15 protein-coding genes, 1 tRNA gene and 1 pseudogene are annotated in these 11,923 nt (G+C 41.0%); 11 read left to right on the forward strand and 6 right to left on the reverse strand.

Going from position 1 to position 11,923, the window contains the following annotated elements:
• Window positions 1–67: 67 nt before the first annotated feature.
• The 3 genes from AC0VYO_RS10275 to AC0VYO_RS10285 all read left to right on the forward strand — a co-directional run bounded on the left by AC0VYO_RS10275 (window position 68) and on the right by AC0VYO_RS10285 (window position 1,853).
• On the forward strand, window positions 68–778 hold the full coding sequence (locus AC0VYO_RS10275; RefSeq protein WP_226612931.1) for a cytochrome c biogenesis protein CcdA: 711 nt from the start codon (window positions 68–70) through the stop codon (window positions 776–778).
• A gap of 20 nt (window positions 779–798) precedes the next feature.
• A complete protein-coding gene (locus AC0VYO_RS10280) occupies window positions 799–1,254 on the forward strand; it encodes a Na(+)/H(+) antiporter subunit B (protein WP_430242511.1) in 456 nt (151 codons plus the stop codon).
• A gap of 110 nt (window positions 1,255–1,364) precedes the next feature.
• Entirely contained in the window at window positions 1,365–1,853 is a 489-nt protein-coding gene (locus AC0VYO_RS10285) for a CcdC family protein (protein WP_194221505.1), read from the forward strand.
• 34 nt (window positions 1,854–1,887) lie between these two features.
• Here AC0VYO_RS10285 and AC0VYO_RS10290 read toward each other — a convergent pair whose 3' ends face one another.
• Window positions 1,888–2,313, reverse strand: a complete 426-nt coding sequence (locus AC0VYO_RS10290; protein WP_404682171.1) for a DUF2621 domain-containing protein — start codon at window positions 2,311–2,313, stop codon at window positions 1,888–1,890.
• A gap of 90 nt (window positions 2,314–2,403) precedes the next feature.
• Window positions 2,404–2,784: a DUF4183 domain-containing protein gene (locus AC0VYO_RS10295; RefSeq protein WP_475367317.1), complete on the reverse strand. Its 381-nt coding sequence runs from the start codon at window positions 2,782–2,784 to the stop codon at window positions 2,404–2,406.
• Between the two features lie 120 nt (window positions 2,785–2,904).
• On the opposite strand from AC0VYO_RS10295, the gene AC0VYO_RS10300 reads away from it, so the two are divergent.
• Window positions 2,905–3,246, forward strand: a complete 342-nt coding sequence (locus AC0VYO_RS10300) for a DUF4183 domain-containing protein (RefSeq protein WP_475368951.1) — start codon at window positions 2,905–2,907, stop codon at window positions 3,244–3,246.
• Between the two features lie 4 nt (window positions 3,247–3,250).
• On the opposite strand, the gene AC0VYO_RS10305 is transcribed toward AC0VYO_RS10300, so the two are convergent.
• Window positions 3,251–3,347 (reverse strand) — tRNA-Sec (locus AC0VYO_RS10305).
• Between the two features lie 505 nt (window positions 3,348–3,852).
• Here AC0VYO_RS10305 and selB point away from each other — a divergent pair.
• Genes selB through phnC form a run of 4 tightly spaced genes read left to right on the forward strand, consistent with a single transcriptional unit; the run spans window position 3,853 to window position 8,161 of the window.
• Window positions 3,853–5,733: a selenocysteine-specific translation elongation factor gene (gene selB / locus AC0VYO_RS10310; RefSeq protein WP_475368952.1), complete on the forward strand. Its 1,881-nt coding sequence runs from the start codon at window positions 3,853–3,855 to the stop codon at window positions 5,731–5,733.
• Window positions 5,734–5,756: 23 nt separating this feature from the next.
• Window positions 5,757–6,662, forward strand: a complete 906-nt coding sequence (gene phnD / locus AC0VYO_RS10315) for a phosphate/phosphite/phosphonate ABC transporter substrate-binding protein (RefSeq protein WP_430242502.1) — start codon at window positions 5,757–5,759, stop codon at window positions 6,660–6,662.
• A gap of 1 nt (window position 6,663) precedes the next feature.
• On the forward strand, window positions 6,664–7,416 hold the full coding sequence (gene phnE, locus AC0VYO_RS10320; RefSeq protein WP_430242500.1) for a phosphonate ABC transporter, permease protein PhnE: 753 nt from the start codon (window positions 6,664–6,666) through the stop codon (window positions 7,414–7,416).
• Entirely contained in the window at window positions 7,406–8,161 is a 756-nt protein-coding gene (gene phnC, locus AC0VYO_RS10325) for a phosphonate ABC transporter ATP-binding protein (RefSeq protein ID WP_475368953.1), read from the forward strand. Before phnE ends, phnC begins: the two co-directional genes overlap by 11 nt.
• Window positions 8,162–8,196: 35 nt before the next feature.
• Here the strand turns inward: phnC and selD are convergent, their stop codons facing one another.
• Window positions 8,197–9,246, reverse strand: a complete 1,050-nt coding sequence (selD, locus tag AC0VYO_RS10330) for a selenide, water dikinase SelD (protein ID WP_475368954.1) — start codon at window positions 9,244–9,246, stop codon at window positions 8,197–8,199.
• Between the two features lie 147 nt (window positions 9,247–9,393).
• Here selD and AC0VYO_RS10335 point away from each other — a divergent pair.
• Together AC0VYO_RS10335 and selA are read left to right on the forward strand one after the other, a co-directional pair.
• Window positions 9,394–9,585, forward strand: a pseudogene (locus AC0VYO_RS10335) (Rdx family protein); the annotation flags it as partial.
• A gap of 39 nt (window positions 9,586–9,624) precedes the next feature.
• A complete protein-coding gene (gene selA, locus AC0VYO_RS10340) occupies window positions 9,625–11,025 on the forward strand; it encodes an L-seryl-tRNA(Sec) selenium transferase (RefSeq protein ID WP_475368955.1) in 1,401 nt (466 codons plus the stop codon).
• A 36-nt stretch (window positions 11,026–11,061) separates the two neighbouring features.
• Here the strand turns inward: selA and AC0VYO_RS10345 are convergent, their stop codons facing one another.
• A complete protein-coding gene (locus AC0VYO_RS10345; protein ID WP_098443510.1) occupies window positions 11,062–11,199 on the reverse strand; it encodes a small acid-soluble spore protein P in 138 nt (45 codons plus the stop codon).
• Window positions 11,200–11,314: 115 nt separating this feature from the next.
• Here AC0VYO_RS10345 and AC0VYO_RS10350 point away from each other — a divergent pair, with 115 nt between their 5' ends.
• Window positions 11,315–11,572: a hypothetical protein gene (locus AC0VYO_RS10350; RefSeq protein ID WP_194221513.1), complete on the forward strand. Its 258-nt coding sequence runs from the start codon at window positions 11,315–11,317 to the stop codon at window positions 11,570–11,572.
• Between the two features lie 39 nt (window positions 11,573–11,611).
• Here AC0VYO_RS10350 and sspO read toward each other — a convergent pair whose 3' ends face one another.
• Window positions 11,612–11,761, reverse strand: coding sequence for a small acid-soluble spore protein O (sspO, locus tag AC0VYO_RS10355; protein ID WP_194221514.1), 150 nt, complete (start codon window positions 11,759–11,761; stop codon window positions 11,612–11,614).
• Between the last annotated feature and the right edge of the window lie 162 nt (window positions 11,762–11,923).

The following is an 11,923-nucleotide window of genomic DNA, read 5'->3' on the forward strand; positions in this document are numbered from 1 at the left end:
ACAATAGAGGTTGAAATGGTAACGACATGCACATGATAAGATCATGCATTAGACAGGGAGTAATTTAATGGCAGATTTGAACTTGTTTTTAGCGTTCGGAGCCGGCTTTTTATCGTTCATCTCACCGTGTGTGCTACCGCTTTATCCAGCGTTTATTTCTTATATCACTGGGGTATCCGTTGACGACTTGAAAGAAGAACGAGGAATGATGCAGAAAAGGGCAATTCTTCATACGATCTTCTTTTTAATAGGGTTTTCAATTATTTTCCTCGTATTAGGGATGTCAACATCGCTCGTTGGAAATTTATTTATTCAGTACAAAGAGCTGCTTCGTCAAGTTGGAGCCATTTTGATTGTGGTATTTGGACTTGTAGTAGTAGGTTTTTGGACACCGAACTTTCTAATGAAAGATCGCAGGTTAAAAATTCGAAACCGCCCATCTGGCTTTGTTGGATCGATTTTAATTGGGATGGGTTTTGCGGCAGGTTGGACACCTTGTACAGGGCCGATTTTAGCTGCGGTTATTGCGTTGGGTGTTTCAAACCCTGGAGCTGGCTTCATGTACATGGTAGCTTATACGCTTGGTTTTTCTGTTCCATTTTTCATTCTGTCCTTTTTTATCGGTCGAATGCACTGGATTAAGAAAAATAGCCGGTTCATCATGAAGGCTGGCGGGTACTTAATGATTGTAATGGGAATCTTGCTTTACTTTAACTTTATGACAATGTTTACATCGTTCCTTGTAAATAACCTGTTTGGTGGATTTCAAGGATTTTAATAAAGAAAGGGTGTAGAAGTGTGAAGGGGACAAATGACCTTATACTTAAAACGACGACTACGATTATCGTCTTTATTATTCTAGGATTTTCAATATACTTATTCTTCGCTGGTCATAATGCACCTGGTGGAGGTTTCATCGGAGGACTTATGTCGGCGGGTGCTCTGGTGCTTCTTTATATCTCTTATGGCTTTAAAACCATGAATAAGGTCATCCGCATTGATTTTAAGAACTTTATTCCGATCGGTCTTCTGATTGCTGTTCTCACTGGCGTCGGTTCCTTTCTTTTTGGACAGCCGTTCTTGAGTCAGACAGACGCGTACTTTGAGCTTCCGATTCTCGGTCATTCTCACCTCGCGACAGCAATGTTATTTGACCTAGGTGTTTATTTTACGGTTGTCGGTGTTACGATGACGATTATCCTAAGCATTGCGGCAGATGAAGGCGAAGAAGAACTTTCAAAAGTAAATGGTTAATGTGAAAAGAACGGTTGTGCACCGTTCTTTTTTTCATGCGCTTGTATTTTTTGTCTCTTCCACATACAATGGAAATGATGGGTAGTACGGTATAGGTGAGGGATGAGTATATGCTGATTTTAAGTACAGTTGTTGGAGCTATGATGGCTCTTGCGATGGTAGTAATCAGGTTGAAAGCTTCAAAGAAACCTGCAACAATAAGGAAAATAATACTTCCGCCCTTTTTTATGGCAACTGGTTTTTTGATGTTCGTTGTTCCGGATGCAAGGGTTCCGTGGTACGAAGCGATTGAAGCGCTATCAGTTGGAGCGGCTTTTTCGTTGTTATTGATTCGGACGTCTAAGTTTGAAATTAAAGATGATCAAATTTATTTAACACGTTCAAAAGCTTTTGCGTTTATTTTGATCGGCTTACTTCTAGTAAGAATCGTTTTTAAACTAATCATTGGCGAGTCAATTCCTGTGCTTCAAACAAGCTCGCTTTTCTTCGTATTAGCATTTGGTATGATCGTTCCATGGAGAATTTCGATGTATTATCAATTTAAGAAAACGGAACGAAGCCGAGGACACAGTGGTCGACTTCATCAAACATTACTTTAAAAAAACTCGTTTAGCATCTGCTAAACGAGTTTTTTTATTGAAGCAAATGATGATAGGGGCTCATATCAATTCGCTTTTCATTTAATTTTTTCACGAGCCATTTGTGATCTCGTTTTGGAGTAGCGATAATATACCCTCGAATTATTAAGTCTTGAGACATATCTTTCGCTTTTTCTTTTAACGCAAGCTCGCCAATTGTTCCTGCAATCTTATACTTAGCAATATCTCGAAACAATTCAGGCACAGGGGCGACTAGTTCGTCTAATAACTTTTTTTGATCACTGCTCCACATATGCTTCGTTTGTTCAATGTAGTGCTCTTGCCAGTCAAGAGTTGACTTGCCATCTTCTTTTGGAAGGCGCTTGAGAAACTTCCGAAACATAAAGAATCCACCAATTGCAATTAGTGAAATTAAGATCACTGTCCATCCAACGATAAACCATTGAAACCATCCTGCCAACGCACTCACCTCATGGCATCATAATATAAACTGTATGAATACGGTCACATTATACGCCGAAAGCGCTTTTTAATCAAGAGGGTAGGGGAGTTACGTTTCTATCGTAGACGATGATGAAGGTGTGAAGTTGACTACTTCGACGACGATAGGGGTGTTTAATAATAGGGACGTAGCGGCAGGAACGTCAAATGCTAACTCTCCGACACCTGTAGCTCCTGGTGTATAAGTTGAGAGGTCCTGCATTTGTAAGACACCATTTACATATACGTTAAAGTAGCTATTGTCTGTATTTAGTGTAGGTAAAGTTGTTACCGCGGCTCCTGTATCATCAAAGAAATCTGCCGCATCAATTGTTAGAGTGGTTGCGCCAATAATTAAGCTAGTTGTGTTATAGAAAAAACGTTGGGTATCAGGAGTGGTCGCAACAGTAGTCGTCACGTTAGCTACAATTTTCATGATTTGTAAGGCCATTCGTTCACCTCCTGTCGTTTTATAATATGCTCATAACAATATTATGTAAGGGGACAAACATTTGTTTTAATTCGTTAGTAAAAAATTGTGCGTTGTGTAAAGAGAGGAGGGGGTCTAGTGATGAATAAGAGGAGAACCGATCGCTGTAACAATCCTAAAATTATGCTACCTATTATAAATTCGAAACCATTCAGAGCGAAGCTTCCGGCGAAAGTGCGAGTTTACGAATACTTTGCTATTGCAAATGGATATCAAAAAACCTTTACAGACAAAGACGCCGTAAAAGGATATGGTAATCATCAAATTTTATCGAGTAAGGACGTTTCCTTCATGAATCTATTTATAAATGCAGTGCTGCAACCTGAAATGAATTATAAAGTAGATGAGGGGATCTTAATACTTTTGACCGAAGATGCGCCGATTGAAGGAACGGCCATTATCTTGCAAATGATCAAAGTTTAAAGAATGGCGGGACTGTGTGGGAATCGAACCCACCGAAGACGGCACGCGCCTCCCAGGCGGTTTTGAAGACCGTGGCACTCACCAGACGTACAACCAGTCCCATATAAAAAGTACTACGCTAATATAGTAACGGAAAAAATTGATTAATTCAACACATGTGCTCAATAAGATTATTCTAAGAAAACTTTAAGTAAAACACCAAGTAAAGTTTTACTTAAATGTGTTTGTGCAGATTTTCATCAAAGACATTTGTCGAAAAAGGTCTAAACAATTTCGAAAGTATAGATTAATACGGAAAAATCAGATGAATCGACAAAAAGCGTATCTTTTCCCATTATTCGTGATTTCGACAAATTGTTCAAATGAAACAGTTTTCTATAACGAACTATAACAGATGCTTGGGTGGTACAGTGGTGAAAAGCCGGTGTAACAGTTTTGTCTGTGGATAGCTGTGCATAACTTTTTAGCTATACATAGGTGAATATATATACATAAGTGAATGGAAAATGAAACGGTGATTTTAAGAAAGCAATGGTTTAAATTTGCATCCTGTTACGACATTTATTAAGGTTAATAAATGATGACAGTTGATTGGCGGGTGTGAAAGTGAACTATTATACAATTGGTCTAGCTGGACACATTGACCATGGAAAAACAACGTTGACTGGAGCGTTAACAGGAATCGATACAGATCGTTTGAAGGAGGAAAAAGAACGAAACATTTCAATTGAACCAGGTTTTGCTCCTTTTCATTTATCTGATGACATGAAAGTATCAATTATTGATGTTCCGGGCCATGAACGGTTCATTCGTCAAATGATCGCGGGTGTTGCAGGAATAGACCTTGTTGTTCCAGTCGTAGCGGCGGATGAAGGGGTTATGCCTCAGACGAGAGAGCATTTGGAAATTTTATCGTTGCTTGGGATTGAACGATCGATTATTGCGATTACTAAAGCAGACATGGTTGACGATGAGATGCTTCATCTTGTTAAGGAGGATATCCTTGAATACATAAAGGGCACTGGATTTGAAGGATCACCGCTTCATTTCGTCGATGGCAAGAGTGGGCGAGGTATTGAGGAGTTGAAAGAGAGTATTCGTGCCTTTTTAAAAGATGTTCCTTCGAGAAATAAAGGAGGAGCGCTAAGGTTACCGATTGATCAGATTTTCACGCTACAAGGTCACGGAACCATTGCGAGAGGCACGATCTTTGATGGGGAAATTCAAGAAGGAGAACTCGTTACACTGTTGCCAGACCGTGTAGCTGCTAGAGTAAGACAAGTCCAGACACACAGTCAGAAAGTGGAAAGGGCTTTTGCTGGCCAGAGGGTAGCAGTTAATCTAGCAGGACCTAATAAGCAAGAATTGTCGAGAGGACAGGTGATTGTTAATTCTAATCACTATGCAGTTTCAACTACCATCGACCTTTCATTCACCAAAGCGCTCACGATGTCGTATGACTTGAAACAGCGATCAGAAGTAACGGTTCATATTGGTACTGCTGAAGTACGTGGGACGATTGTGTTTTTTGATCGCAACACTCTTGAGCCTGGAGACCGAGAAGATCTATTTTGTCAGCTTCGTTTACATGATCCCGTTACAGCAAAGAAAGGAGACCGCGTCATCCTTAGACGCCCTTCCCCGGTTGAGACGATTGGTGGAGGAAGCATCTTAAATGTTGCGGGAGAAAAATACAAATTTGGCTCAGAGACAATTGCGAAATTTGAGCAGATGTTGAAAGGAACGCCAGTCGAACAACTTGTTCAGATTCTTGAACAAGAGCACCTATTATCAAAAGAACAGGTGATGCAGCAAATTGGTTTAAATGAAAAATCCTTTCAACAGCTTATTGATGATCCGGAAATTGTAAGTATCGACAATGGGGTTACATCTAAAGACGTTTTAACTCGGATCGTTGAAGCCATTCACAACTTTGTACAGGGCTATCATGATCACTTTCCGATGCGAAAAGGACCACGCAAGGCGGAGGTCGTTCAAGATTTGAAAAAAACTTATCCTAAAAAAGTAATTGAAATTGTCCTTCAAGCAGAGCTGAAAGAAGATATGTTGCAAACAGGGCCATTCTTATCAATGACTGGTTTTGAACCCACGATGCCTGATGCCTGGAAAACACGTATGACCCAAGTGTTCAAGAAGTTACTTGAACAGGGTGTGAATGTTTCACCGATCGATCGCTTGATCGAGGATCAACAAATCCCAGATTCCCATCAAGCTGAATTGAAGAAATTCTTATTAGAAGAGGAAATCGCGGTAAAATTAACAGATGACTTATATGTTCACAAAGAAAATTGGAGTCGCGTTGTGCGAGATTTAAAGGAAGGCACTGATAAATCCTTCACTCTTCAACAAGCTAAAGACATTCTGAATGTTAGCCGTAAATATCTGGTGCCGATTCTTGAGCGACTTGATGAAGAGAGCTACACAATAAGAAAAGATCAGGAAAGATATTGGAGATTAGAGAAATAGATCGATGCTTAGGAGTGGAAAAAATGAAAAGATTTATGATGTTTACACTGGTGCTTATGCTAGGAATACTTGCCGCATGTAGCTCAAATAATAGCGAAAATGCTTCAGAAGAGAAAAACAGTGAGTCAGAAGATAAGGCCTTTACAATTGGGGTTATTCCTGTTCAAACAGAAGGTGAGATTGAAGAAGCGATGACGAAACTTCAAGGTGAACTTTCCGAGAAGTTAGATCAAGAAGTAGAAATCACAACGTTTCCAGATTATAACGGTGTTGTAGAAGCGATGAATTATGATCAAATCGATATGGCCTATTTTGGCCCGCTTACTTACGTGATTGCTCATGAGAAGAGTGGTGCAAAAGCGATTGTTACACAGCTAATTGACGGTGAGCCGTTCTATCATTCTTATATCATCACAAATGCTGAGAACGAGTGGGATACGTTAGAAGACTACCTTGAAGATAGTGAAGCAAGAAGCTTTGCATTTGGTGATCCGAATTCTACTTCAGGATCCCTCATTCCATCAATCGAGCTTCAAGACAGAGGAGTTTTTGAGGATCAAGACAAGAACAAATTTGCTTCTGTAGCGTACACCGGATCACATGATGCAACGGCTTTATCTGTTCAAAATAAACAGGTTGACGCTGGTGCGATTGATAGTGCTATTTACAATCAGCTTCTTGAGTCAGGAAAAATTGATGGAGATCAATTAAAAGTCATTTGGGAGTCAGAAAAGCTATTCCAATATCCGTGGGCTGTTTCAAAAGGTACGGATGATGAGACGATTGATAAGCTTCAGAACGCATTTTTATCGATTGAAGATGAAAAGATTTTGAATGCATTTGGTGCGTCCGGATTTACGAAGGCTAGTAATGACGATTATGAGAGTATTAGAAGCGCTGCTGACAAACAAGGGTTATTAGACGAGTAAAATGGCCTGGTTTAAATGGAAGCACCTTATCCTCTTCCTTGGGGTTATTCTATTAATTGTGTGGAGCATTGGGGTTACGGAATTCGACGTAAGGAAATTCAGTCAATTTAGCAACATGTTGGACTTTCTTTCCAATTGGTTTCCGCTAAATACTTCAGTGCTTCCGACAATGCTAAAAGCAAGTTTAGTGACGCTAGGTATGGCGTTTCTAGGAAGCTTTGCTGGTTTACTTATTGCACTACCTGTTAGCTTGTTGGCAGCAAAAAACACGGCTGGGCCCTTCTACGGAGCAGTTCGCATTGTGTTAAGTTTTGTACGATCTATTCCAGAAATTGTACTAGGCTTGATGTTCCTTACAGTTGTAGGGCCTGGCCCGTTTGCTGCAACGATTGCCATTATTGTTCATAATGCAAGCGTGCTTTCTAAATTAATTGCAGAGTTAATTGAAGCGGCTGATAAAGGCCCTCAGGAAGCGATGAAAGCGGTAGGAGCTCGTCCACTCACTGGTGCTCTTTTTTCTGTTTTTCCTCAAATCTGGCCAAACGTTTTATCCCATTATTTCTATCGTTTCGAAGTCGCTATCCGAACGTCGCTCATGCTCGGACTCGTCGGTGGCGGGGGAATTGGACAACAGCTGTTTGTTCATTTTAAAACATTTCAATACTCAACAGTTGCGGTTGATGTCATGTTGATTATGGTGATTGTCATCGTCGTCGATTTTCTCGGAAGCAGGGTGAGACAGTATGTTATGTGAAGAAGCGTTATTAACGATAGAAAATGGTTCAGTGCGTTATCGAAATGCCGATACTTCTGCACTAGACGACGTTACGCTCACTTTTCATAAAGGGGAGTTTGTCTGTATTCTTGGAAAAACTGGCGCTGGTAAGTCGACACTCATAAGGACATTGAATGGCCTCCAGGCTTTAACTGAAGGTGATATTCGATATAACGGTAGTACGTTCCGTCAACTGGATCGAGAGGGACTTAGAAGTAAAAGAAAGACTATGGGAATGATCTTTCAGCATCATCAGCTCATTCCGCGTTTAACGGTTCTGCAAAACGTATATACAGGATTATTTGGTTCTCGTTCAACTTTTCGTAACCTGGCAGGATTGTTTAATGAGGAAGAAAAGAAGTTAGCAGTGGACGTTATTGATCAGGTTGAATTACTTCCTCATCTAAATAAGCGCGTGGATTTACTGAGTGGGGGGCAGAGGCAGCGAGTTGGGATTGCGCGAGCTCTTGTTCAAACTCCCGATGTTTTTCTTGGAGATGAGCCTGTAGCAAGTCTTGATCCTGGTACCGCCAATCGGATTTTTCAGCTTATTCAACGGTTGCATCAAGAACACAACTTGCTAACGATTATTAATGTACATGATGTGAAGTTAGCAAAAAGGTACGCGACTAGAATTGTAGCTTTAAAAGAAGGTCGGGTTGTTTTCGATGCTCAACCTGAAGCGCTCACTGAGGAGTTAGAAGATATGCTGTATGAAATGTAAAAAAGGAAGTTGGGGACTCCCCAACTTCCTTTTTTTTATTTGCTTGCGGTGATCGCAAATGAATCTTTTTCATTTACATGACCGACAATGTGAGCTGATTTCCCTTTACCATTCATACGTGATACATATTCGTTTGCTTCTTGCTCAGGCAGGCTAATTAATAGGCCGCCAGAAGTTACCGCATCACATAAAATGAATTGCTCAAGCTCTGTTAGGTTTTCGTATTTGACAGATTCAGCTATCCAGCGGTGATTTGCTTTTGATCCACCCGGAATATAGCCTTGCTCCGCTAACTCGACCGTACCAGGTAATATCGGTACGGTGTTGTAATCAATCTGAATACTAACGTTGCTACCAGTTGCCATTTCATAAGCGTGTCCAAGTAAACCAAATCCAGTCACATCCGTAACAGCATTTGGAGTTAATCCCGATAGCTGTTCTGCTGCTGTTTTGTTTAGCTCAGCCATCGTTTCAGATACACGCTGAAGCTGTTCGGCAGTAAGCTTTTCGGGCTTGATCGCAGTCGTTTGAATTCCCACACCAATTGGCTTTGTTAGCACAATAGCGTCGCCAGGCTTAGCGCCGACATTCATTAGAATTTCATCAGGATGTACAAGTCCGGTTACGGATAATCCAAATTTCGGCTCTTGATCATCAATGGAATGTCCCCCAGCAGTGACGGCGCCGGCTTCATCTACTTTATCTGCAGCACCTTTTAAGATTTCTGCAAGTATAGAAGGATCTAAATTTTTAATAGGGAATCCTACAATGTTAAGAACGGTCTTAGGTACACCGCCCATTGCGTACACATCACTTAGTGAATTGGCTGCGGCAATTTGTCCAAACATATATGGATCATCAACGATAGGTGTAAAGAAGTCTACCGTTTGAATCATGGCGAGTTCATCAGTTAGGCGGTATACGCCTGCATCGTCGGAAGTTTCCACACCGACAAGTAAATTTGGATCTTTTTTCTTGTTAGGTAATTGACGCAAAACTTGCGTCAGGTCCTCAGGACCGATTTTGCATCCTCAACCACCTTTTGTCGAAAGAGACGTTAAACGGATTTTTTCTTGGTTCGACATATGACCACCTCCTCCCAAGAGTATAAATCTTTTCATCGCTTTTTTGAAATGATATAGTATGAACAACTTAAAATAAAGTAAGAGGAGGCTTTTTTTATGAAATACAATGTTACAATCGAATTCTGTATGCAGTGAAACTATGCACCTAAAGCCGCGAGTTTCGCGGAACAATTATTTAATCATTTCAGACACGAAATTGGTTCACTTGAGCTAATCCCTGGTTCAGGAGGCGTGTTTGAAATTACGGTGAATGACAAGCGAATGCATTCGAAAAAAGAAACTGGTCACTATCCTGATATCGAAGCATTTATTATAGATATGGAAAATACAACGTTCTAGATGGGCACCTCCGGGGTGCCTTTCGTGTCGCTATAGGAGATGAGAGCTTTGAAATTACTGAGAGAACTTCCGCCGATTCATCAAATTCAAGAAGCATTACTTAATGAAAGCGTTGGAAGCGAGTTACCTCACAATGTGCTAAAACAACTGATTCAACAAGAAGTCAATGACTTGCGGGACTCTTTGTTGAGAGATACATATACGGGAGGCTCGGAGGGGAGAGAAGCCTTTCAATATGAAATCATGCAGAGCGTAAGGGCGAAAATTGGATCTTCCAAAGAGTTTAACTTAAAGCCCGTGATCAACGCCACTGGAGTCGTTCTGCATACAAATCTTGGCAGAGCGCGTTTAAGTGACGTGGCTATTGATCATTTGGTGCAAGTATCTAAAAGTTATTCGACGCTTGAATATAATCTGCAGCAAGGAAAGCGCGGATCCCGCCATACAATCGTCGAAGATGCTATTTGTAAAGCAACAGGTGCAGAGGCCGCTATGGTTGTGAATAACAATGCAGCTGCAGTCTTTCTTATATTAAGTGCCCTTGCGAAGGAAAGGGAAGTAGTCGTTTCTCGAGGAGAGCTTGTTGAAATTGGCGGATCTTTTCGCGTTTCTTCAATTATGGAGGAAAGTGGTGCTAAGCTTAAAGAAGTAGGGACGACAAATAAAACGCATCCGTTTGATTATGAAGCAGCAATCAACGAAGAAACGGCTATGCTGATGAAAGTGCATCGTAGCAATTTTTCAATCGTCGGGTTTACAGCTGAAGTAGAACGAGAAGAGCTAGCTTCCATAGCGACGAAAAACCAGGTTGTTTTTTATGAGGATTTAGGGAGTGGGGCGCTTTTTGATTATCGAGACTATGGGATTGGCGAAGAGCCTACGGTGCAAGAAACGCTTGCTTCGGGTGCTGATCTCGTTTCCTTTAGCGGGGATAAACTTTTGGGTGGACCACAGGCAGGAATGATTGCTGGGAGAAAAGATCTGATCAATCGGTTGAAGAAGCATCAGCTGGCTCGAGTATTGCGCGTCGATAAGTTCACACTTGCTGCGCTTGAGGCAACGTTACAGCAACACACGTATGAAGAGGCTTCTAACATACCAGCTATAAGAGACATTACAAAAAGTGCGGACGGGATTCGAGAGCGCTCAGAACTCTTTCAGCAAAGACTTGAAAGAAAAGCGTCTCATTATAGTGTTGAGGTAGTGGAGGGAACTTCACAAGTTGGGGGAGGTACTATGCCTTCAGTCGAGCTACCTACTTATGTCATCACCCTTCAAACCGATCAATACAGCGTAAATGATCTAGAAGAATCTCTTCGTCTTAATAACACACCAATCATTACAAGAATTCAAGATGGAAAAATACTGATTGACCTTAGAACGGTAACAATCGAGGAAGAAGACGACATTTTGCATAGCTTGATTCAAATACCAAAATAAAAGACGGCCACTTCGGCCGTCTTTTCTAATTGAAGTTTAAAACCCTTCACCATTCTTTTGCCTCGTGTGGTTTCTGTTTTTTACTTTATGGGAGCCTTTCATTGGCTCTGGTTGGCCAGTATGCCCTTTAGGAGCGTTTTTTCGAATGTCTTTGAACGTATTGCTCTCAGTCATATGAATCCCTCCTTACGCTTTAGTATGGTCAGAATGACAGTGCTTATTCCTGTCGAATAGGACGCTTCGTCCTGGTTACACTATGATGAAAGCTTAAGAAAAGGAGGTTGGTTGAATGCCTTACAATAAAGACAAACAACAGAGTTTCCAGGCAGCGCAGCAAGGTTACGAACAAGCTGTTGATGCCAAGAAAGAAATTGTGGTGAGTAGTAGTGGATACGGTAAAGACCTAAAGCATTTGCAACAAGAAGTTGGTGAAGCGAAAGAGCAGATTGAGAGTGCATTAATGAGCGCAACAGAACATCAGCGAGCTCAATTACTACAATTTCAGCAGGATTTGCAATCGATTGAAGCAGAAATGAATCAAGAATAAAAATGAAAACCCGTCATCACCTGATGACGGGTTTCAAGCCTATTGGCGTTTCTTTGTCTTTTTATTATATTGACGCTGCTCTTGTGTCATATGCTCGTTTGCATATTCATTGTCATAGCCTGCGCCGTTTCCTTGAGCATCAGCATCATTCATTCCTGGACGCACACCGTTTGCTTTTCGCTTACCCATATTCATCACCTCCCTTCATCTAACTTTTCCTATAAGGGAGAAAATATGTGGTGATAAGCTAGACTTATCAATAGCAATAACAATCTTGTTATTTACTTATGTTTAGAAATTTACTAAACTGGATAAAGGGTAGTTGAAAACGTTTTTTCGACATCCGCTTTG

This window comes from Anaerobacillus sp. 63XJN7_4_ISO-PGPR-S23-413 (genome assembly GCF_056173725.1).

What these genes read in the sequence shown, in the direction of transcription:
- sspO (WP_194221514.1), bottom strand. Translation starts at nt 11,761, where the DNA reads ATGGGTAAGCGAAAAGCAAACGGTGTGCGTCCAGGAATGAATGATGCT.
- AC0VYO_RS10285 (WP_194221505.1), top strand. Translation starts at nt 1,365, where the DNA reads ATGCTGATTTTAAGTACAGTTGTTGGAGCTATGATGGCTCTTGCGATG.
- AC0VYO_RS10275 (WP_226612931.1), top strand. Translation starts at nt 68, where the DNA reads ATGGCAGATTTGAACTTGTTTTTAGCGTTCGGAGCCGGCTTTTTATCG.
- AC0VYO_RS10350 (WP_194221513.1), top strand. Translation starts at nt 11,315, where the DNA reads ATGCCTTACAATAAAGACAAACAACAGAGTTTCCAGGCAGCGCAGCAA.
- selA (WP_475368955.1), top strand. Translation starts at nt 9,625, where the DNA reads ATGAGAGCTTTGAAATTACTGAGAGAACTTCCGCCGATTCATCAAATT.
- phnE (WP_430242500.1), top strand. Translation starts at nt 6,664, where the DNA reads ATGGCCTGGTTTAAATGGAAGCACCTTATCCTCTTCCTTGGGGTTATT.
- phnC (WP_475368953.1), top strand. Translation starts at nt 7,406, where the DNA reads ATGTTATGTGAAGAAGCGTTATTAACGATAGAAAATGGTTCAGTGCGT.
- AC0VYO_RS10345 (WP_098443510.1), bottom strand. Translation starts at nt 11,199, where the DNA reads ATGACTGAGAGCAATACGTTCAAAGACATTCGAAAAAACGCTCCTAAA.
- phnD (WP_430242502.1), top strand. Translation starts at nt 5,757, where the DNA reads ATGAAAAGATTTATGATGTTTACACTGGTGCTTATGCTAGGAATACTT.
- AC0VYO_RS10295 (WP_475367317.1), bottom strand. Translation starts at nt 2,784, where the DNA reads ATGGCCTTACAAATCATGAAAATTGTAGCTAACGTGACGACTACTGTT.
- AC0VYO_RS10300 (WP_475368951.1), top strand. Translation starts at nt 2,905, where the DNA reads ATGAATAAGAGGAGAACCGATCGCTGTAACAATCCTAAAATTATGCTA.